Source organism: Enterobacter cloacae complex sp. HYC074_NIDB, assembly GCF_056673345.1.
The window spans coordinates 4,540,862-4,563,141 of the sequence record NZ_CP114214.1; the positions used below are offsets into that span (position 1 = coordinate 4,540,862).

Here is a 22,280-nt window from a genome sequence, read left to right on the forward strand (position 1 = left end):
GTGTCCCTGGAAAGAAAAACTACAGGCTTTGTAAGGTTATGGTTAACCTGCGGCTTTAAAATAACACCCACATAACAGGACAGAAATAAACGGGGTTCAAATTTGAAACACAAATGTTAAGAACTTTGAGCTGGCTCGCACAAGCCAGCAACAAAATTACACTTTTGCGTTATTGCCAGCGTCGGCGAGATAGCGTTGCTCAAAGATATCCGTCGGTACGGCGCGATCAAACAGGAAGCCCTGTCCGCTCTCTACGCCCGCCGCAGCCAGCCACTCACGCTGGGCGTCGGTTTCAATACCCTCGGCAATGACGTGCAGATTCAGGCTGTGCGCCATCTGAATAATGGCCTGCACCAGGCTGCAATCCTCAGGCAGCCCATCCACAAAGGTTTTGTCGATTTTCAGGACGTCCACCGGCAACGTTTTCATGTGCTGGAGCTGACGCAGGCCGGAATACCCCATACCGAAATCGTCCAGCGCAATGCGGATCCCGGCATTACGCAGCGGTTTCAGGATGGCGACAGCGTCGTCAGGATTATCGATACAACGGCTCTCGGTGACTTCCAGGATCAACGTGTGGGGCTGGATGCGGTAGCGATGGATCAACTCAAGCATCTCCGGCACCATGGTCGGGTGCATCAGCTGTAGCGCAGAGAGATTCACCGACAGCGGCAGCGTGATGCCCCGTTGTTGCCAGGCCGCAAGCTGGCGGCAAGACTCTTCCAGCACCCAGTAGCCGACGGTGACCATCAGGCCGCAGGACTCGATACGTTCGATCATCCCTTCAGGCAGCTCCCACGTGCCGTCCGGCTGTTGCATACGCAGCAACGCTTCGGCGCTGGTCACTTCACCCGTGCGCAAATTGACCTGCGGCTGTAGCCAGAGCGCAAACTGGCGATTGTCCATCGCCGTCAGAATGTCGCTCTCTTCCGTCAGGCGCTGCTGGGCTTTTTCCATCTGCTCCGGATCAAAGAACTGGATCTGGTTTTTCCCTTTCCGGCGCGCGGTGAACGCGGCCGAGAAAGCCCGACGATAAAGCTGCTCGGCGGTCAGCCCCCCGTAGTACATCGCAATACCGATGCTGGCGCTCGGGCGAAGCTGGATACCCTGAATGGGCAGCCGCTCATTAATGACAGTGAGTACTTGCTGACCTAGCGTAATGGCGTGCCACGGCTCTTTAACACCGTGCGCGATCACCACCAGGTCATAGCCGCTGACCTGGGTGAGCACCATGCGCGGCGCCAGAACGGATTTCACCTTTTCCACCAGCGTCAGTAACAGCATTTCGCGCTGGCTCTCTTTCAGCACGCCCGCCGTGTCCTGCAAGGTTTCGCAGGCAATCACCATCAGCGCGGTGGTCTGCTGGCGGGCGACGGTCTGCTCCAGCAAGGCCATTAAAAACGCTTTGTTTGGCAGATCAGATACCGGAAAACGGGTGGCGTTGCTACTGAGCTCTTCCTGCTGACGCAGGACACGCTGCTGGTTGATATTGTAACTGCGGACCAGCATGCCAATTTCATCGTCGTGATGCAGGCGCGGCAACGGAAGCTGATGCCCCATGTGCTCCTGTGGAGAGAGGTCGTTCAGCTCCCGGGCTATGCGGCGCAACGGATGCACAATTAACCGGTTGATACACCACGTCAGCGCCACGCTCAGCATTAATGTCAAAAGTAAGTAAGTGGTCACTAATGTAGCAACCCAACTCATGACGAATTTATACATGCGGTACGAGTCGGCCTGTAGCACCAGGTAGGCCAGCGGTTGCGGGTTAGCCGGTCTTTCCAGGGAGTAGAGAGGCAGGGAAATTTGCACCGGCAGTTCAAACAGGCGCATCACCATCATCGGGACGGAACGCTCCGGGATAAAGCTCATCCGCAGCGCCTGGAACTGATTCGGCAGTACAACATCCGCGCGGCTCACGATACCGGCGGGCTGAATGCGCTTCAGGATGGATTCCGCCTCGGGGATATCCCCTTTCAGGATCGAGGCTGACAGGGGTTCCCGCACCGAGCGGGCAATACTTTCCAGTTGCGAAGCCGTGTTGTAGCGATTCTGCTGTACGGAGTGAAACAGCAAAATGACGCAGAAGATGAAGACAAACAGCATTGTGACGGCAGACACCATCGCCATCTGTTTGATCGTTAAGGAACGGCTGACACGCAAAATGACTCTCCACAAAACTCGAAGCGCAGGGCGCACCAGGGTGTAAACCTGGTGCGTCCGAGTATACCCGATAGCTGCACTTTTAAGAGAGACTTACAATTAGATTAAGTAAAAATCCGATCACCAGTCTGCATAAGGCACCAGCGGTTCCGGTGGTAAGTCCATATCACCCTGCCAGCCCGCGGCAGAATACCGAACGTAGAGCAGCGCATGGCTCGGGGTATAGTCTTTTGCTTCCTGAATATCGACGCCCAGACCGACAAACCAGTTGGACGTCACGCGGCGTTCAACAATCGCCCTTGCGGTATAACCCGTGCCTGACGAGCTACTTCCGGTTTCCATCACACCTTTATCGGTATAACGGCCTGGCTCATTGTCCGGGATCAGCCCCTGTAACGGATAACGCATCACATCTTTTGTTTTTGAATGAGACCAGGAGACGGAGCCGCCCAGCTCCCATGACCAGTTCTCTGTGCGTTTACGCCAGTTCACCGGTAAGGCGAACGACACATACTCCTGGGGACTGTAGTAACCGCCCTGGCCCAGCGAATAGCCACTTAAATCCTTATCGTAATGCCAGAGCATGTTGGACACGCCCACCGTCAGGCGTTCGTTGTTCTGATTGATGAGCTTGTAGTAATAGCCGGTCATCCAGCGGACGCGCCAGTTATCTTCGACATTCTTCCCGGTGAGGCTGTCGGCACTCAGGCTTGACCAGATACCGTTAGCTTCGCCTTTGTCGTAGCTCATGCTCACGCCGCCACCGGTGGCACGCACGCCGCCCCAGGTGGTGTCGGTATTGGGATCTTTTTGCCCGGCGAAGGCCAGCACCGAGCTGGAAATCGGACGGCGATGGGCGTTCAGGGTGTAGCCAATCGGCCCTAAATCGTTGCTGTAGCTCAGGCTGCCCACCACATCGACCACGTCGAAGCCCATCGGCGTTGTACCGATATCCCACGCCCAGGTTTTGTTCTGCCAGCCGACGGCCACGCTGGCGCCGTTGGCCGACTGGTTCGTGCTGCCGTGACATGGCGTTTCGGCACAGGTACCCCATGTCGGATCGTAAGTTCCGTTATCGGTGTCAAAGGAACCGGCGTTCATATTGACCAGATCGCTACGGAAGAACATACGTCCATCCGACAGCGGCGCATCAACCTGGAGCATGGTGGTGTGCGCTTTCAGGTCGGAATAGCCTCCCGTGCCGCTGGAGCCCCAGTAGTCGTGTTGCAGCGTGACGTTCAGATCCTGCTGACGATAAAGATCGCCTGCATCGCTGCGCACGCCGCGCTTCAGCCAGTCATCTTTCTCATCGTTACGCGTGAGTCGCGTAAAGCTGTCGTTATCGGTCGGACGGGTCGTTGTGATGCCCGATGAGACCATCGCATCTTTCCAGGTGTCCAGCGCCTGCTGAGGCTGACCATTTTGTGCCTGAAAACGGGCGGCATCGCGCATCACCAGCGCACTTTCCATCGAAGGCGGCTGCGATTTGGCCTGCGGAAGAATGGCGTTGAAGGTCTTTTCTGCCGCGGCAGGATCACCCAGTCCGGCCTGCGCCATGGCAAGCCGGCGCTGCATATTGATGGAGAGCGGTTCGCCGTTCTGTGCCGCGGGCAGTTTCGCCAGCGCCGCGCGCGCCGCGTCCTTGTTGCCTTGGGCAAGATAGACCTCGGTCAGGCCGAGGATCGCGTCTTCGTTCTGCGGTTCGCGTTGCAGAATAGTGTTGTAGGCGGTTTTCGCGGCCTCATGATCGCCCCGCTGTTCAGCCCAGTCCGCCAGCGTCAGGTCGATACGGGTGGACGGAGGCTGCTGGCGAAGCAACGTTTCCGCCTCCTGCTCTTTTCCACTGTCGCGCAGGCGGTTGGCGGTTTCCAGCACCTGGTTACTTTGCAGGCGGTCCGCCAGCGCCTGAATGTTGCCGTTCCACTTGTCGCGCGGCAGCGTGTTCAGATGCGCCAGCGCCGCCCGGTCCTGATCGTTACCGGACAGGTACAGCCCGCTGGCGTAAACCTGATCCGGATCGCCCGGTTTCTGACTTGCCAGCTGACGCATCAGGTTATCCGCCTGGCTGCGCTGACCCGCGCTATACAGATCGCGTGACAGTCGGTAGGTGATCCACACGTCGCCCGGGGAAAGCGCAAGGCGTCGGCGCTGAATTTCTGCGGCCTGCGCATATTTCCCCTCGCTTTCCAGCTGTTCAGCCTGGGCTGACAGCTGCTCGTTCGTCAGGCTACGTTCAATATCATCAATGCTGCGGCGCTGGCTGGCAGAGAGCGACTGAATAAACTGCGTCGCCTTCTCCGGAGACTGCGCGCGATAAATATTGGCGAGACCGCGCACCGCGTTGCTGTTGCCGCTGTCCATCCGCAACGCCTGGCGGTAATAGCGCTCGGCCGCGTCGTTATCTTTGCGCGCCGCCGCCGCATCACCGAGCCCCAGAACCGCGTAGCTGTCAGTATTGTCGATATTGCGCGCCTGCTGGTAATAGCGTTCGGCCTGGGTCGTATTATTGGCTTTCAGGGCGTTATCCCCCTGCTGGATCAGCAGCCAGTATCGGTTGACCTTCAGCAGGCTGTCCCATTTGCCCCGGTTATCGCTCTGCGGATCGAGGGCGATCGCCTTTTCAAACTGCGCAACCGCGCGCGCGCGATCGCCTTTCTGAGAATAGGCCTGCCCCAGCGCGCCTACAGCTTCACTGTCAGCGTGGTTGGCGCTGACTGCTTTTTGCAACTCCGTTACCGCTTTACTGCCCTGCCCGGCATCCACTGCGGCTAACCCTTCGGCTTTGGCGCGGAACGCCGGATCGGCGAGGTGTTTTTGCTGTGCTTCAAGCTGGGTGCGCGCCGCCGTCACGTTATCGCCATCGCTGAATACGCTCAGGTATTGTTGCAGCGCGGTGACGCTGGCGCTGCTGACCGGCTGATCTTTGATCTGCTGGTACCACATGTCCGACGCCTGACTGCGGCCATTATTCGATTTGGCCATCTCCTGCAACACCGCGAACCCTTCATCACGCCGTCCGCTCTGGAACAGAAGCTGTGCCAGCGAGGACTGTAGCGGGACGTTGCCCGGACTGCTGGCGTTTATTTTCTTAAGCTGATTAATGGCCAGGTTGCGGCGGGCTGGCTCTTTCGCCACCACGTTCCAGTACTCCGTCGCGATGTCGCCGCTGGGCGGCTTACCGTCAAACAGTTTGTCATACGCGGCAATGGCTTCCTGCGTGTGCCCGGTGGTGGCAAGCAGGCGAGCCTGCTGGAGGGCCTGGCGACCATCCGGCGTGGAGAGCAGCATGGTAGTACGGGAGGACTGGTAGGCACTGGAATCGGGTGCCATTCCTTTCAGGCGATCCAGCTCTTTTTGCGCGCCCGCCGTATCGCCCTGTCGTAACAGGTAGCGGAAGCGCGCGGCAATCACGTCCGGGTTGTTGGGGTCGATCAGCTCAAGGCGATAGAGCGACTGGCGCACTAAATCCTCACGCTGGGTGGATTCCCCCAGACGGACCTGTTCCAGCAGCTGTCTCTGCTGCGGGGAGTTGGCGGCCTGGGCCAGGGGCATTAGCGCCAGGCCAAGCGATAAGGTGAGTAGATTCAGTGTGAACGTGCGCATTCCTGGCCCCAATCCGGTAGTAATTCACCTTGCACGGTGAAACGAAAACGATGCTGATCCCACCCTTGTCCAAAGAGGGTCAGAACGTAGCTGTAATAAGCATTGTTATCGGGAAAACGATCGGCGACGTGCTGGCGTTGCACCGCCTGCGCGTCCCGGTTTTGTAAAAACGGAAGGAGAGAGGCAGAAAACCCTACCGGCCCATCTCCGGTGCGTTTCCCGGTTGCTACATCCACTTTCTCCGGCGGCAAGCCTTGTTTGATTGTGGTGGTCGCCATGGGCTTGAAACGCGCCAGTAGCCGGGCTTTCTGCGGATCGTTATCGTTCATCATCCCTACCCACAGATAGACGCGAATCGCATCGTAGCTGCCGATCAGGGATGCATCCTGCGACAGCTGCCAGCCGCCCTTTTTCTGGTATTTCACCCAGTTCGGGGAAAATCCTTTAGGCGCGGTCTCCAGCAGCAGACGCAGGTTAGTTTCACGGAGCGTCGTCCACGGCGCGCCAAAACGAGTGAAATAGCTCGCAAGCTGCGGCGGCAGGTAGCTGGGGTTAAAGCGCCAGACACTCTCTTCGGCAAAACCGACTTTACCCGGCAGCAGCATAGAACCCAGCCCCGGCACCTTCACCACTTCCTCACTGGCAATGCGCGTCAACAGCGCCTTACCCGTGCGCGTGTAATCGGGATTTTTCCACAGCCGCCCGGCTTCAAGCAGCGACCAGGCAATCCAGATATCGGCATCAGACGCGGAGTTAGGGTCGATAACCGCCCAGGTTTCGTCGTCCTTTTTTCCCCACAGCCAGGCAGGGAGATGTTGGGCTAAATCTCCCTCGGCAAGGTTATCGCGCGTCCATGCCAGCAGCAGATCGAACGCCTTGCGATCGTTTGCCGCGAGGGCAAAGAACAGCCCGTAGCTTTGCCCTTCGGAGGTGGTGATTTTGCGCGCGTCACTGGGATCAATGACCCGCCCACTTTCGCTCATATAATCCTGCTTGAACGTCTCCCAGGCAGGCCAGCGACAGGCAGCGTGAAGATTCGCCGCCGCCAGCATCAACGCTGCGACTACACACCCGCGAAAGATTTTCATCACCGCTTACTCATGGTCCGGGTTAAGACGACGACGGCTGATGATTCGCAGCAGACGCCACAGTACCCACGCCAGCAATACGACGCTGAGCGCAGCCAGCACGGCCAGCAGCACCGGGTGGTTAGACAGGGCGTACCACAGGCGTTCGAACCACGGCAGATGACCGACGTAGTAGACATCCCCCACGCGCAGGCTGTTTACCCCCGACTCACGGATCACCGAGACGGAACCGAACATTGCTGCCCGTTTACCGCTGTCGTTCATGGCCGTGTTGAGCAGCTCATAGCCGCGTGGGCTGTCCGCCAGCAGGGCGATAACGCTGCGCTGGTCGTTATACGGCGACTGGAAGCCGACAATCGCGGCCATCGGACCCGTTGAACTTACGGTCGTCCTGATATTGGCCTGACGATCGCCGCTGTCCGGCATGATGCTCGGGAACTCGGTCTGACGCAGCGGCGTGTTGACCCATGACTGAGCCGCCTGCACCAGCAGATCGACGCGCTTCTCGTCTTTCAGCTTGTCCGGAATGTTGCCGATGACCATGATATCGGCATCTTTGTTCTGGATCTGACTACCGTCATCCGTCACCGTCACGTTGATAGCCGGCAAGCCGGTTTGCGCCCCAACGGTACCCATGGTGTCCAGCAGCGTGGCAACCTGACCTTCGTTGGCCGCTTTTGGCATCACGACAATCGATTCAGAGAGATCAGCCATGCGGCTGAACGGGAAGCTGGCGTTAGCAAAGGCACGCAGATCCGGCATCGCGATAAAGTGGTAATACTTCGAGAAGTCGATCGTGGAATCATCGCCAATCACCACGTGGTTTTGCACCGGCTGGAAGGTAATACAGTTTTCCACCGATCCACCCGGCATGGGGTTCATATACTGGAAGTTAAACCGCAGCTGGTTCACCGCACCGAGCTTGAGCGCCGGGATCGACACATCGGTTTTGCCATCCAGCAGCCCCTGCAATACAGGCAGACGAAGCATCAACCGGTTTGTCTCCTGGCTGCTGGTCAGGCTGAACGATTGCAGGAACTGGTTGTTGAGGCTGATATCCATGCGCGAGCTGTCTTTGGTTGCCGGCGCGGTGTAACGGTAGTTCAGGTTGATATCAATGCCGTTGGTGCGCAGCAGATAGAGATCCGGCGGCAGGTTCAGCGACAGGCTGACAGGAGAAGGTTCAAGCCCGGTTGACTGCAATTGCTCTTCATAGGTTTTCAGCTCGCCAAAGGTGATTGCCCGGTCGGTACGTACCCAGTTCGGCGCATCATAAGGCTTACGCGCCAGCAGCGGTTTCACCTCATCCACCACAACGCTGTTACCGCGGAACAGGATATTTCCCTGCGCAATGCCCTTCGCCGCCTGCACCAGATCTTTGTCATCACGGCCGAAGATCACCAGCAGCTTCACGTACGGATTGTCCGGATGGCTGATCATCTCGATGGTGGGTGCTTTCACCTCCGGATGGTCACGCAGGAATGCCGGGCGTTTGGCGTTGGTGGCAAACACAATCGCGTTTTTGTCTGGCATTTTGTCGTACATGACCGGGAAACTTTGACCACGCCAGCCGGAGCGGGAACCAAACCAGGATGCCACGATAGAGGCCGCCAGCTGTTCGGTCACATCCGGCGAGCCGGCAAAGACCATCGGCAGATTCAGCGGACGGTTATCACGCGGGTCGAAGAACGGCACCGGGAAGGCGGAGAGATCGTTTTTCAACGCCAGCGGCTGATAGGTCATCTGAAGCGAAGAGTTACGCCCGACATCCAGCCACAGGGTGCTGCTGGCCGGGTTTTCACAGACATCGCGGTAGTGGCCGACAAACTCCAGACGCACGCGGTTAAAGTCGGTGATAAACAGCGGATTAATCGGCACCTGAGCCAGGGTTTTCTTACCCAGTTGCTCTTTGGTGACGGGCAGGACGTCCATCAGCTCGTCATTCAGATAGACCTTAAGCTGGGACTGCACCGGCAGCAACGACGGCGATGGGGTGTATTCCAGGTTGAGCATCGCTTTTGACACAACTTCATCGCTGCGCATACCGAATTCGATACCGCCATTTGGGTTGATGCCGCGCAGAACCATGCTGCCCGGAGGAGGCGCGATCTGGGCAAACGTCAGCTTAACGTCACGCGACGGCGTATTTTCGGCAACCACCGGCGCACTGGCTCCCGGCACGCCAGGCATGACCTGCCCAACCACCGGGTTGTCGCCGGGCAGCGTATTCCCCGTCGTCGGCTGATTCGGGACAACGTTCTCCGTCTGCCCCGGCGCGGCCGTCACAACCGGATCGGTCGCTTGCGCGACGACAGGCACCGTTGGCGCGGGCGTGGTCGCTGCGTTATCAGGCGCCGCGTTAGCCACTGTTGCAGGGAGCGCACTCATCCCCATTGCCACTGCACATAACCAGGAAAGTTTTGTTTTCATCGCGTTATCATCATTGTTGAGCCATAACCGGGTCCGCCTGCTTCGCTTCATCTCGCTCAGGTCGACGCGGAATGAACGACACGACCCAGGAAACCAGTGAAGTAAGTGACCGGAAAATTAATTTCACCGACGACGGGGCAAATTCTGCAAGGTGACGATAGCCACGGAACCCCAGCTTAAGAATATCCAGCAGGCTTTCCAGAGGCTTATCCTCAGGGAAGCTGTCCTGCCAGAGAGCCCACGTATCCGCGCGGGCAAACGTACACTGCACAAAATCAATGTGTTGTTTTTTGGTCAGCGGCATCAGTTGCAGACCCACTTCATTTCCTCTCACACGCACCACCTGCGTCGGGAAGACATACTCCTGCTGGCCGCGCTTAAGCAGTAGGTTGACCTTCTGCCCCTCCAGCACCTTCGCCTGACCGTTGATCTTGATACCCAGACCGCCATCCGAAAAGTCATGTACGGTACAGGAGAAGAGATGTCCATCGTCGCGGGCAATGGCCGCTGGCATGCTGATTTCGACGCGATGCGCGCGGCGAACCTGTTTGCTCTCCACCGATACCGCCACCGCGCCACCGAGGATAATCAGGTTATAAAACACCCACGCCATACTCACGAAGACCGTCAGAATTTCGTTTTCCGGGCCGTAGAAGTAGCGCCAGATCCCAACAATCACGCCCACAATATTCAGCAGCACCAGGAAGATATAGGGCCGGGAGATCACCCAGTCGACATACTCCTCTTCCACCAGCCCGCCCTTCGCGGTGACGTTGAATTTCCCTTTATGCGGGTTAATCAGCGCCACCATGGTTGGCGGCGCGATGTACCAGGCCAGCACCGTTTCGTAAATTTCACTCCAGAAGGAGTGCCGATATTTCCCCTGAATCTTCGAGTTCGTCAGGCTGGCGTGGATCATGTGCGGCAGAACGAACAGGGCAATCATCAGCGCAGGCGCATAGATGATGTAAGCGTGAAGGAGCAGGAACGCCAGCGGCGCTGTGAGAAAGATAAGCCGTGGAATACCCGACAGGAAGTGGAACATGGCGTTAACGTAGCACAGCCGTTGCGCCAGCTTCAGTCCTTTACCCATCAGCGGGTTATCGAGCCTGAAAATTTGCACCATGCCGCGGGCCCAGCGAATACGCTGGCCGATGTGCGCCGACAGGGATTCCGTGGCCAACCCCGCCGCCTGAGGAATACGCATGTAGGCGGAGGTATAGCCAAGACGGTGCAGACGCAGCGAGGTGTGCGCATCTTCCGTGACCGTCTCGACGGCGATCCCGCCAATTTCATCCAGCGGTTTCCGGCGGATCACCGCACAGGAGCCGCAGAAGAACGTGGCGTCCCACATGTCGTTCCCGTCCTGCACCAGGCCATAGAACAGCGTGCCCTCGTTCGGGGTTTTACGAAAACGACCGAGGTTACGTTCAAACGGGTCCGGTGAGAAGAAGTGGTGCGGCGTCTGCATCATCGCAAGCTCTTTCTCCTTCAGGAACCAGCCCATGGTCATTTGCAGGAACGAGCGCGTTGGCACGTGGTCGCAGTCGAAAATAGAGACGAACCCCCTTTGGCATATTTCAGCGCATTGTTGATGTTACCGGCTTTCGCGTGTTCATGCGTGGTACGGGCGATGTACTCTACCCCCACTTCGTCCGCGAACTGGCGGAACTCGGCGCGGCCACCGTCATCGAGGATCCAGATTTTGATTTTATCCTTCGGCCAGTCGATACCCAGCGCGGCGTAAATGGTGTTTTTTACCACCGACAGGTCTTCGTTGTAGGTCGGCACGAAGAGGTCCACCGTAGGCCACTGGGTCGTGTCTTTTGGCAGCGGCACCGGCTGTCGATTCAGCGGCCAGATAACCTGGAAGTAACCCAGCACCAGCACGATCCAGGCGTAAGTCTCAGCAAACAGCAGCACTAAGCCGCACACCAGGCTGACCGGATCGTCCCAGTTCAGCGTTGAGGTATATCGCCACCAGATGTAGCGGCAGGAAACGGTCAGCGATAGCACAATCAGCATCAGGGCAGAAAAACGCCCTGGTATGCGCCGCACCAGCAGCGCCACGCCCCACAGCAGGATCAGGAAGGTGAACTGCGCCAGCGGGTTGAAAGGCTGGGTAATACAGACCAGCGCAAGAATCAGCGAGAACACCACAACCACGCCGAGAATAAAACGCCGCAAGCCCGGGTGTAGGTGCCCGAGCTCTTTTTGGTTATCTAAATGACCCGTTTTGTCGCCCACCCGGTCGGGTAGCCGGTCAAGCCACTGGTGGTAGTGTTCACGCAGGTTCTGCACACGATCGAAGCTGCGCCAGCGGGACGTTTTTTTCTCCGCGCCCGTTGAGGTCGTCAGTAGCCAGATGGACTGAATAGCGTAGCGCGCGGGATCCAGCGGACGCGGCTTGTCAGGGTTGATATGCGGATAGAGTTCACCGTGGCGCGCGCGAATGCGTTGCCAGCGGGGATGCTCAAGGGGGATGAACATCCACGCCAGAATCATACACAAACAGCCCAGCGCTGCGCTCAGCGACGAGGCGCCGTGATGACGGTAATGGCGGTAGCGTTCACTTAAGCGCGAACTGACCGGCGGAATGAGCAGCCAGTTAGTCAGGCGGCTCATACTGAACTCCCGGCAGGCTCCGGCCTTTTAGCAAAGTGCAGCAGACACCAGTTGGCCAGCGTCAGGATCTATTCCGCCGCCAGTGAATCGCTACGGTACTCCCCGAGGGGTTGTTTGGACGCGAGGCACTCCGCCATCGCTTCGTCACGATGGATCACCATCGGCAACAGGCGGCGCTGACTCTGGAGCCAGACCTGGTAGAGATCGTCCTGGATCTGGCTGCCAATGCGCAGATCGTTGATCAGAATATGGGCATTGGCAGGCATCGGCTGCTGATGCAGACGGATATGACAATTCGCATCTACGTTCGCGATGGAGAGCACATGGTCGCACTGCGCCAGCAGCTGGCGGGTCAACGACGCGGCACCGTGCGGCAGGTCCAGCAGGATCCACTGGTAGTGCCCGCTCTCTTTCAGGCTCTGCAATGCGGTGATGAAGCGAGAGAACAGGCGCTGGTACGCGGCTTCATTCCCGCGCTCGGTTTCGGTCAATTGACCAAAGGGAAGCAAATCGAGCTGGGAGGTATAACGCAAACCCGCATCCCGCCAGTCTTTATCGTCCAGAAGCGCACGTCCCCAGCCGTTTGCATGCGTAAAGTCGACATTGAATGACATGCGCAGCAAATTATCGGAACAGGCATCAATGACCAGTACCGATTCACCTAATACCTGCAATGACCACGCCAGCGCCGCGGTAACGGAAGTTGTACCCACCCCACCACGGACGCCCTGTAATCCTAGTACAGCCATCAATGGCTTCCTTATTGTTGTTGGGCAAACTCAGCTAATAACGGCCAACGTTTAATAGCCGCCGCCAACTGTTCCCGCTGGGAAATATCGGTGTAATCTATTTCAGGCAAAGAAAAAGCCTGCGTGAGTGCCAAAAAATCGTTCTGGAATGTGTAACCCAGACTTGAGTCGACTGGGGTTGCGGGTTCGTTATTTTGCATTCTTTTTTCATCCCTTTGAGTAAAATCATAAGATTCAGATGCAGCGAGGCGTCCTGCCCACTAAATTTCATTTACATGCTAAATCTGATGTTCTTTAATTTCAATGTTAGGTTTATTTCTACGCTTTCGCTAGTAAACTGAGAGACATAGAAATTCGACGAAAAGAGGGACACCGTGGACTCCATATTTTCTATTGGCATCCAGTCATTATGGGACGAATTGCGCCACATGCCAGTCGGAGGAGTCTGGTGGGTTAATACGGATCGTAATGAAGATGCCATCAGTCTGGTAAACCAGACGATAGCGGCGCAGGGGAAGGATTCCCGCGTGGCCATAATTACGATGGGCGATGAGCCAAAGTCAATCATCAGGCTCGACAGTAACCGTGGACCCCAGACAGTACGATTATTTTCCATGCCTGCGGAGGCTGACAGTCTATACTTTTTACCCCGCGATATTCAGTGTTCTATTGTTCCTGAACACTATTTACTGATTCTAAAATGCTCTAATAACGGCCTGCAAAATATCCCCTCTGAAAAACTGCTGAAATGGCTGGAAAGAATCAACAGATGGGCAAAAAATCAAAATTGCACCTTATTGGTTGTTAACCCAGGCAGTAATAATGACAAGCTTTTTTCACTTTTAATGAGTGAATACCGTTCTCTCTATGGCCTGGCCAGTATTCGTGTCCAGACCGACAGCCATCTTTACGACGTGGCTTTCTGGTGCAATGAAAAAGGGGTAAGCTCCCGACAACAACTTACCCTCAAACATATCGGGGATGAGTGGCATCTTGCTCAACAGGAAGAGACGGTAGTTCAGCCACGCAGTGATGAAAAACGCGTTCTGAGCCATATTGCGGTACTGGAAGGTGCGCCTGCACTGTCTGAGCACTGGTCACTGTTCGATACCAATGAAGCCTTATTTGATGAGGCGCGCACCACGCAGGCGGCGACCATTATTTTCTCGTTGATCCAGAATAACCAAATAGAAACGCTGGCAAGGCACATTCACACATTACGTCGCCAGCGCGGCAGCGCGTTAAAAATTGTGGTGCGTGAAAATAATACCAGCCTGCGCGCCACCGATGAGCGCTTATTACTGGGCTGCGGCGCGAACATGGTCATCCCGTGGAATGCTCCCCTGTCGCGCTGTCTGACGCTGATCGAAAGCATCCAGGGCCAGCAGTTTAATCGACATGTTCCGGAAGATATCAGCACCCTGCTTTCAATGACGCAGCCGATGAAACTGCGCGGCTACCAGAAATGGGACACCTTCTGCGATGCGGTGGGCAACATGATGAGCAATACGCTGTTATCGGCAGACGGAAAAGGGGTGATGGTTGCCCTGCGCCCCGTGCCGGGTATTCGCGTTGAGCAGGCGCTTACTCTGTGCCGCCCTAACCGTATCGGGGATATCATGACCATTGGCGATAACCGCCTGGTGCTGTTCCTCTCCTTCTGCCGGGTGAACGATCTGGATACGGCGCTTAACCATATCTTCCCGCTTCCTACCGGGGATATCTTCTCGAACCGCATGGTCTGGTTTGAAGATAATTTGATCAGCGCTGAGCTTGTCCAGATGCGTGCCCTGGCTCCTGAAAAGTGGGCGAAACCGTTGCCTGTGACAAGCGGTGCCAAACCGGTTCTGAACGCGAAACATGACGGGCATGTCTGGCGTCGGGTACCTGAGCCGCTACGCTTACTGGATGAGAACAAGGAGAGCGCGCCATTATGAATATCAGCGATATCATCCAACTGGTTGTTCTGTGCGCGCTGATTTTTTTGCCGCTTGGCTACTATGCACGCCATTCCCTGCGCCGTATTCGCGATACGGTCAGATTACTGTTCGTCAAACCTCGCTATATTAAACCCGCCGGAACACTGAGTCGCGCTCCGAACGTCAAGGCAAACCGAAAACATGACTAATTCTACCTATACCTCTTCGGCGCCATCGCCACTCTGGCAATACTGGCGCGGCCTGTCCGGCTGGAATTTCTACTTTCTGGTGAAGTTTGGTCTGCTGTGGGCAGGCTATCTTAATTTCCACCCTCTGCTTAACCTGGTGTTTATGGCATTCCTGCTGATGCCAATCCCGAACCTCAGGCTGCACCGTATACGTCACTGGGTCGCTATCCCCATCGGTTTCGCCCTGTTCTGGCATGATACCTGGCTGCCCGGCCCTGAAAGCATCATGAGCCAGGGCTCCCAGGTCGCAGGTTTCAGTGCGGACTATATGCTCGATCTGGTTGAGCGCTTTATTAACTGGCAGATGATTGGCGCGGTATTTGTCCTGCTGGTCGCCTGGCTGTTCCTGTCTCAGTGGATCCGGGTGACGGTGTTTGTCGTCGCGATTATGATCTGGCTTAACGTCCTGACGCTGACGGGCCCGAGCTTCTCGCTGTGGCCAGCCGGTCAGCCGACGACAACCGTGACCACCACGGGCGGTTCCGCCGCCGCGACCGTCGCGACAGCAGGGGATACGCCTGTGGTTGGGGATATTCCAGCGCAGACTGCACCGCCGACATCCACGAACCTGAACGCGTGGCTCTCCAGTTTTTACGCTGCGGAAGATAAGCGTCAGACGAAATTCCCGGACGCGCTGCCTGCCGATGCTCAGCCGTTTGAACTGCTGGTCATTAACATCTGTTCTCTGTCCTGGGCTGACGTTGACGCGGCTGGTTTGATGTCGCACCCACTGTGGTCGCATTTCGATATTCAGTTCAAGGACTTCAACTCGGCCACGTCGTACAGCGGCCCGGCGGCTATCCGCCTGCTGCGCGCCAGCTGCGGACAGCCTTCGCATAAGAACCTCTACCAGCCGGCAGCTAACCAGTGTTATCTGTTTGATAACCTGGCAAAACTGGGCTTTACCCAGCACCTGATGATGGGTCATAACGGTCAGTTCGGTAACTTCCTGAAAGAAGTACGTGAACAGGGTGGCATGCAGGCCCCGCTGATGGACCAGAAAGGGCTGCCGGTAACGTTGCTGGGCTTTGATGGCTCGCCGGTGTATGACGATACCGCCGTGCTTCAGCGCTGGTTAGATACCGTCGGCAAAGAGGAAGGGACACGTAGTGCGACGTTCTATAACACGCTGCCGCTGCACGACGGGAACCATTATCCCGGCGTGAGTAAAACGGCCGATTATAAGGCCCGTGCGCAGAAGTTCTTTGACGAGCTGAACGCGTTCTTCAACGAGCTGGAAAAATCAGGCCGCAAAGTGATGGTGGTGGTAGTACCGGAACATGGGGGAGCGTTGAAAGGCGACAGGATGCAGGTGTCTGGTCTGCGCGATATCCCAAGCCCGTCCATCACTAACGTTCCGGCCGGGATTAAGTTCTTTGGCATGAAGGCGCCGCATCAGGGAGCGCCAGTTGAGATCACCCAGCCAAGCAGCTATCTGGCTATCTCGGAACTGGTCGCTCGCGCAGTAGACGGTAAGCTGTTTGTGGAAGATAGCGTGAACTGGGATCAGCTCACCAGCGGGCTGCCGCAGACGGCGGAGGTATCGGAAAACGCCAATGCGGTGGTGATCCAGTATCAGAATAAGCCTTATGTCCGACTGAATGCCGGGGATTGGGTGCCGTATCCGCAGTGATGAGCTGCTACACCCTCTCCCCTGTGGGGAGAGGGTTACTCTGCACTTCGTAACGAAATTTCACCGCCCACCCAGGGCTTAATCACACCATCCTGTTCAAGAAGCAACGCACCCTGCGCATCAATGCCGCGTGATGTGCCGTAAATCTCTTTATCCCCAATCAGCAGCTTCACCGGTCGGTTAATAAAGTTATCCAGCTTTTCCCAGCGGGACAGGAATGGCGCTAACCCCTCCTGTTCAAAGAGCGTCAGCGAACTACGCAACTCATTGATCATGCGGACGGCAAGCGTATTGCGATCGATGGTGATCCCCGCTTCCTGTAGGTTGGTCCAGGCCTGGTTCACGACATCGTTCTGCACGTTTCGCATCACCATGTTCAGCCCCGCTCCAATAACGATCTGTGCGGCATCGCCTGTTTTTCCCGTCAGTTCGACCAGGATCCCCGCCAGCTTCCGATCGTTGAGATACAGATCGTTGGGCCATTTTACCCGCACCTGATCGGCACCCAGATCGTGCAGCACCTCTGCCATCACAATGCCGATGACCAGGCTCAGCCCTATGGCCGCAGCTGGCCCCTGTTCAAGCCTCCAGTACATGGAAAGGTAGAGGTTGGCGCCAAATGGTGAGAACCACTTACGCCCCCGGCGGCCACGTCCTGCCTGTTGGTACTCGGCAACGCAGGCATCACCGGATTTCAGCTCGCTCAGGCGATCCAGCAGATACTGGTTCGTCGAATCAATGACCGGCAATACCGCGACGTTACCGTGCCCAATCTGGCTGCGGATGATCTCTTCATTCAGTAACTGGATCGGTTCCGGCAGGCTGTAGCCTTTTCCCGGCACCGTAAACACATCCACGCCCCAGTCGCGGAGCGTTTGAATATGTTTATTGATGGCAGCGCGGCTCATGCCCAGCTGTTCGCCCAGCTGCTCGCCAGAATGAAACTCGCCATCAGCAAGGATACCGATGAGAGTTAACGGAATAGTATTGTCCTTCACGCAATGGTCTCCACGGCATTCACTTCGCCCGTTCGGCCAATAAAGCGAACTTCAGGCTCCAGCCAGACGTTGAATTTTTCGCCCACGCGCTGACGAACATGGTGCGCCAGGTTGACGACATCCTCACTTGTCGCGTTGGACTGGTTGATCAGTACCAGCGCCTGCTGACGATGAACAGCAGCGCCACCAAGAGTAGTACCTTTTAATTCACACTGATCGATAAGCCAGCCTGCGGCCAGCTTCACGCTGCCATCCGCCTGAGGATAATGCGGGGCCGTTGGCCAGCCAGCGAGAAATGCTTTTGCATTTTCGCTGCTGATCACCGGGTTTTTGAAGAAACTGCCCGCATTTCCGTTGACTTTCGGGTCCGGGAGCTTGGTCATGCGCATGTGGCATACGGAATCAAATACCTCACGCGGTGTGACGGTAGCCGGGTCAAGACGGGTCAGATCGCCGTAAGTCAGAACGGGTTTCCAGGCTTTCGCCAGGCGCAGACCAACGGCCACAATGACGAAACGATCCTGATAATCGTGCTTGAAAATGCTGTCGCGATAACCAAAGCGGCACTGCTCTGCGGTCAGGCGCTTCGCCGTTCCGGTCGCGAGTTCGATGCAATCGACATATTCGCAGACGTGTTTCAGTTCGATGCCGTAGGCACCGATGTTTTGAATAGGAGATGATCCTGCACAGCCCGGGATCAGGGCCAGGTTTTCCAGTCCGGGCATCCCTTTTTCAAGGGTATATTGCACCAGATGGTGCCAGTTCTCGCCAGCACCCACGTGTAAATGCCAGCTTTCAGCGCTCTCTTTACACTCAATCCCCATGATGCGATTGACGATTACCGTCCCCGCAAAATCATCGAGAAACAGGACATTACTTCCTTCGCCCAGAATAAGTACGGGTTCACCGTTTCCTGTTGCGTTTTGCCATGCATTCAGCAACTGCTGAGCACTTTCGGCACGTACAATTTGATTAGCATTCCGTTGAATACCAAAGGTATTCCAGGGCTTAAGGGAGTGATTCATAGACGCTATCCTGATGCAAAAACCGGGATAGTTTACCGTATATATGGGGGGATAGGTGATTTGTTTATGGAAAGGAAGCAGGTGTAGAAACGCAAAAAGGCCATCCTTGCGGATGGCCTCTTCACTTGTTTGATGCCTGGCAGTTCCCTACTCTCACATGGGGAGACCCCACACTACCATCGGCGCTACGGCGTTTCACTTCTGAGTTCGGCATGGGGTCAGGTGGGACCACCGCGCTACAGCCGCCAGGCAAATTCTTGTGCTCTGTCCTGTGTCTTTCGCACTGATACTGCGTTGGCTGCTCTCGTAAAGTCAGTCACATACCTCAGTATGCTCCTTCCTTTCCTTCGTTTGCCGCCTTGTCTCAGCGCAAAATCCTTCGGACTCTGAATCTAAGCTGAAAATTCTGTCTCTTCGCCAAAACATCTTCGGCGTTGTAAGGTTAAGCCTCACGGTTCATTAGTATCGGTTAGCTCAACGCATCGCTGCGCTTACACACCCGACCTATCAACGTCGTCGTCTTCAACGTTCCTTCAGGAGACTCAAGGTCTCAGGGAGAACTCATCTCGGGGCAAGTTTCGTGCTTAGATGCTTTCAGCACTTATCTCTTCCGCATTTAGCTACCGGGCAGTGCCATTGGCATGACAACCCGAACACCAGTGATGCGTCCACTCCGGTCCTCTCGTACTAGGAGCAGCCCCCCTCAATTCTCCAGCGCCCACGGCAGATAGGGACCGAACTGTCTCACGACGTTCTAAACCCAGCTCGCGTACCACTTTAAATGGCGAACAGCCATACCCTTGGGACCTACTTCAGCCCCAGGATGTGATGAGCCGACATCGAGGTGCCAAACACCGCCGTCGATATGAACTCTTGGGCGGTATCAGCCTGTTATCCCCGGAGTACCTTTTATCCGTTGAGCGATGGCCCTTCCATTCAGAACCACCGGATCACTATGACCTGCTTTCGCACCTGCTCGCGCCGTCACGCTCGCAGTCAAGCTGGCTTATGCCATTGCACTAACCTCCTGATGTCCGACCAGGATTAGCCAACCTTCGTGCTCCTCCGTTACTCTTTGGGAGGAGACCGCCCCAGTCAAACTACCCACCAGACACTGTCCGCAACCCGGATCACGGGTCTACGTTAGAACACCAGCCATTAAAGGGTGGTATTTCAAGGATGGCTCCACGCAGACTGGCGTCCACGCTTCAAAGCCTCCCACCTATCCTACACATCAAGGACCAGTGTTCAGTGTCAAGCTATAGTAAAGGTTCACGGGGTCTTTCCGTCTTGCCGCGGGTACACTGCATCTTCACAGCGAGTTCAATTTCACTGAGTCTCGGGTGGAGACAGCCTGGCCATCATTACGCCATTCGTGCAGGTCGGAACTTACCCGACAAGGAATTTCGCTACCTTAGGACCGTTATAGTTACGGCCGCCGTTTACCGGGGCTTCGATCAAGAGCTTCGCGTTGCCGCTAACCCCATCAATTAACCTTCCGGCACCGGGCAGGCGTCACACCGTATACGTCCACTTTCGTGTTTGCACAGTGCTGTGTTTTTAATAAACAGTTGCAGCCAGCTGGTATCTTCGACTGATTTCAGCTCCGCCCGCAGGGGCTTCACCTACCTATCAGCGTGCCTTCTCCCGAAGTTACGGCACCATTTTGCCTAGTTCCTTCACCCGAGTTCTCTCAAGCGCCTTGGTATTCTCTACCTGACCACCTGTGTCGGTTTGGGGTACGATTTCGTGTTACCTGATGCTTAGAGGCTTTTCCTGGAAGCAGGGCATTTATCACTTCAGCACCGTAGTGCCTCGTCATCACACCTCAGCGTTAATAAGGTACCGGATTTACCTGGAACCTCCGCCTACATGCTTAAACCGGGACAACCGTCGCCCGGCTGACATAGCCTTCTCCGTCCCCCCTTCGCAGTAACACCAAGTACAGGAATATTAACCTGTTTCCCATCGACTACGCCTTTCGGCCTCGCCTTAGGGGTCGACTCACCCTGCCCCGATTAACGTTGGACAGGAACCCTTGGTCTTCCGGCGAGCGGGCTTTTCACCCGCTTTATCGTTACTTATGTCAGCATTCGCACTTCTGATACCTCCAGCATGCCTCACAGCACACCTTCAACGGCTTACAGAACGCTCCCCTACCCAACAACACATAGTGTCGCTGCCGCAGCTTCGGTGCATGGTTTAGCCCCGTTACATCTTCCGCGCAGGCCGACTCGACCAGTGAGCTATTACGCTTTCTTTAAATGATGGCTGCTTCTAAGCCAACATCCTGGCTGTCTGTGCCTTCCCACATCGTTTCCCACTTAACCATGACTTTGGGACCTTAGCTGGCGGTCTGGGTTGTTTCCCTCTTCACGACGGACGTTAGCACCCGCCGTGTGTCTCCCGTGATAACATTCTTCGGTATTCGTAGTTTGCATCGGGTTGGTAAGCCGGGATGGCCCCCTAGCCGAAACAGTGCTCTACCCCCGAAGATGAGTTCACGAGGCGCTACCTAAATAGCTTTCGGGGAGAACCAGCTATCTCCCGGTTTGATTGGCCTTTCACCCCCAGCCACAGGTCATCCGCTAATTTTTCAACATTAGTCGGTTCGGTCCTCCAGTTAGTGTTACCCAACCTTCAACCTGCCCATGGCTAGATCACCGGGTTTCGGGTCTATACCCTGCAACTTAACGCCCAGTTAAGACTCGGTTTCCCTTCGGCTCCCCTATACGGTTAACCTTGCTACAGAATATAAGTCGCTGACCCATTATACAAAAGGTACGCAGTCACACCCGAAGGTGCTCCCACTGCTTGTACGTACACGGTTTCAGGTTCTTTTTCACTCCCCTCGCCGGGGTTCTTTTCGCCTTTCCCTCACGGTACTGGTTCACTATCGGTCAGTCAGGAGTATTTAGCCTTGGAGGATGGTCCCCCCATATTCAGACAGGATACCACGTGTCCCGCCCTACTCTTCGAGTTCACAGCAAGTGTGTTTTCGTGTACGGGACTATCACCCTGTACCGTCGGACTTTCCAGACCGTTCCACTAACACACAAGCTGATTCAGACTCCGGGCTGCTCCCCGTTCGCTCGCCGCTACTGGGGGAATCTCGGTTGATTTCTTTTCCTCGGGGTACTTAGATGTTTCAGTTCCCCCGGTTCGCCTCGTTAACCTATGTATTCAGTTAACGATAGTGTGTCGGAACACACTGGGTTTCCCCATTCGGACATCGACGGGTCAAAGGTTCATATCACCTCGCCGTCGCTTATCGCAGATTAGCACGTCCTTCATCGCCTCTGACTGCCAGGGCATCCACCGTGTACGCTTAGTCGCTTAACCTCACAACCCGAAGATGTTTCTTTCGATTCATCATCGACTTGCGAAAATTTGAGAGACTCGAACACACATGAGCTGTGTGTCGTTTCAATTTTCAGCTTGATCCAGATTTTTAAAGAGCAAAACTTCGCAGTGCACCTTTTCAGGTTCACTCTGAAGTTTTCTTGTGTTCGCAGTAAAAGATGGTGGAGCTATGCGGGATCGAACCGCAGACCTCCTGCGTGCAAGGCAGGCGCTCTCCCAGCTGAGCTATAGCCCCATCGTAGTCACCTCTGTACCGGTAATTTTTGTTGAGGCAAGGCGTGGTGACACGAAGCATACTCAGGTATGTGAGTGTCGCCGCAACGCAGCATCAGCAAAAATTTGGTAGGCCTGAGTGGACTTGAACCACCGACCTCACCCTTATCAGGGGTGCGCTCTAACCACCTGAGCTACAAGCCTGTAGAGGTTTTTTACTGCT

At 55.9% G+C, this 22,280-nt stretch carries 10 protein-coding genes, 2 tRNA genes, 2 rRNA genes and 2 pseudogenes; 3 read left to right on the forward strand and 13 right to left on the reverse strand.

Annotation, left to right across the window (positions count from 1 at the left end; genetic code table 11):
• Positions 1-156 precede the first annotated feature (156 nt).
• The 7 genes and pseudogenes from hmsP to bcsR all read right to left on the reverse strand — a co-directional run bounded on the left by hmsP (position 157) and on the right by bcsR (position 12,858).
• Entirely contained in the window at positions 157-2,163 is a 2,007-nt protein-coding gene (hmsP, locus tag O1724_RS22100; protein WP_045350963.1) for a biofilm formation regulator HmsP, read from the reverse strand.
• 120 nt (positions 2,164-2,283) lie between these two features.
• Positions 2,284-5,766: a cellulose synthase complex outer membrane protein BcsC gene (gene bcsC / locus O1724_RS22105; RefSeq protein ID WP_126297438.1), complete on the reverse strand. Its 3,483-nt coding sequence runs from the start codon at positions 5,764-5,766 to the stop codon at positions 2,284-2,286.
• The gene (gene bcsZ / locus O1724_RS22110) at positions 5,748-6,854 is read right to left on the reverse strand and encodes a cellulose synthase complex periplasmic endoglucanase BcsZ (protein WP_003861183.1); all 1,107 of its coding nucleotides are present in this window, start codon (positions 6,852-6,854) and stop codon (positions 5,748-5,750) included. The genes bcsC and bcsZ overlap by 19 nt, the downstream gene beginning before the upstream one ends.
• Before the next feature lie 6 nt (positions 6,855-6,860).
• The gene (gene bcsB / locus O1724_RS22115) at positions 6,861-9,284 is read right to left on the reverse strand and encodes a cellulose biosynthesis cyclic di-GMP-binding regulatory protein BcsB (RefSeq protein WP_057979983.1); all 2,424 of its coding nucleotides are present in this window, start codon (positions 9,282-9,284) and stop codon (positions 6,861-6,863) included.
• Positions 9,285-9,294: 10 nt separating this feature from the next.
• A pseudogene (gene bcsA, locus O1724_RS22120) lies at positions 9,295-11,909 on the reverse strand (UDP-forming cellulose synthase catalytic subunit).
• A pseudogene (gene bcsQ, locus O1724_RS22125) lies at positions 11,906-12,658 on the reverse strand (cellulose biosynthesis protein BcsQ). Before bcsQ ends, bcsA begins: the two co-directional pseudogenes overlap by 4 nt.
• Positions 12,659-12,669: 11 nt before the next feature.
• Positions 12,670-12,858, reverse strand: coding sequence for a cellulose biosynthesis protein BcsR (gene bcsR / locus O1724_RS22130; RefSeq protein WP_003861175.1), 189 nt, complete (start codon positions 12,856-12,858; stop codon positions 12,670-12,672).
• Between the two features lie 174 nt (positions 12,859-13,032).
• Between bcsR and bcsE the strand changes: the two genes are divergently transcribed.
• From bcsE to bcsG, 3 genes are read left to right on the forward strand one after another with little or no spacing between them, the layout of a single operon-like run.
• Positions 13,033-14,595 (forward strand): cellulose biosynthesis c-di-GMP-binding protein BcsE, encoded by a 1,563-nt coding sequence (bcsE, locus tag O1724_RS22135; protein ID WP_126297439.1) that lies wholly within the window; start codon positions 13,033-13,035, stop codon positions 14,593-14,595.
• Entirely contained in the window at positions 14,592-14,786 is a 195-nt protein-coding gene (gene bcsF, locus O1724_RS22140) for a cellulose biosynthesis protein BcsF (RefSeq protein WP_003861172.1), read from the forward strand. Before bcsE ends, bcsF begins: the two co-directional genes overlap by 4 nt.
• Positions 14,779-16,458 carry a cellulose biosynthesis protein BcsG gene (bcsG, locus tag O1724_RS22145; protein ID WP_023315007.1) on the forward strand — a complete coding sequence of 560 codons (1,680 nt, stop codon included), beginning with the start codon at positions 14,779-14,781 and terminating at the stop codon, positions 16,456-16,458. The genes bcsF and bcsG overlap by 8 nt, the downstream gene beginning before the upstream one ends.
• A gap of 35 nt (positions 16,459-16,493) precedes the next feature.
• Here the strand turns inward: bcsG and birA are convergent, their stop codons facing one another.
• The 6 genes from birA to O1724_RS22175 form a co-directional block, all read right to left on the reverse strand.
• Positions 16,494-17,456, reverse strand: coding sequence for a bifunctional biotin--[acetyl-CoA-carboxylase] ligase/biotin operon repressor BirA (birA, locus tag O1724_RS22150; protein ID WP_003861169.1), 963 nt, complete (start codon positions 17,454-17,456; stop codon positions 16,494-16,496).
• The gene (murB, locus tag O1724_RS22155) at positions 17,453-18,481 is read right to left on the reverse strand and encodes a UDP-N-acetylmuramate dehydrogenase (protein WP_022652019.1); all 1,029 of its coding nucleotides are present in this window, start codon (positions 18,479-18,481) and stop codon (positions 17,453-17,455) included. Before murB ends, birA begins: the two co-directional genes overlap by 4 nt.
• Positions 18,482-18,615: 134 nt before the next feature.
• Positions 18,616-18,731: ribosomal RNA gene (rrf, locus tag O1724_RS22160) — 5S ribosomal RNA — on the reverse strand.
• A gap of 188 nt (positions 18,732-18,919) precedes the next feature.
• Positions 18,920-21,823 (reverse strand): 23S ribosomal RNA (locus O1724_RS22165).
• Positions 21,824-22,003: 180 nt separating this feature from the next.
• Positions 22,004-22,079, reverse strand: a tRNA-Ala gene (locus O1724_RS22170).
• A 105-nt stretch (positions 22,080-22,184) separates the two neighbouring features.
• A tRNA-Ile gene (locus tag O1724_RS22175) sits at positions 22,185-22,261 on the reverse strand.
• Positions 22,262-22,280 lie beyond the last annotated feature (19 nt).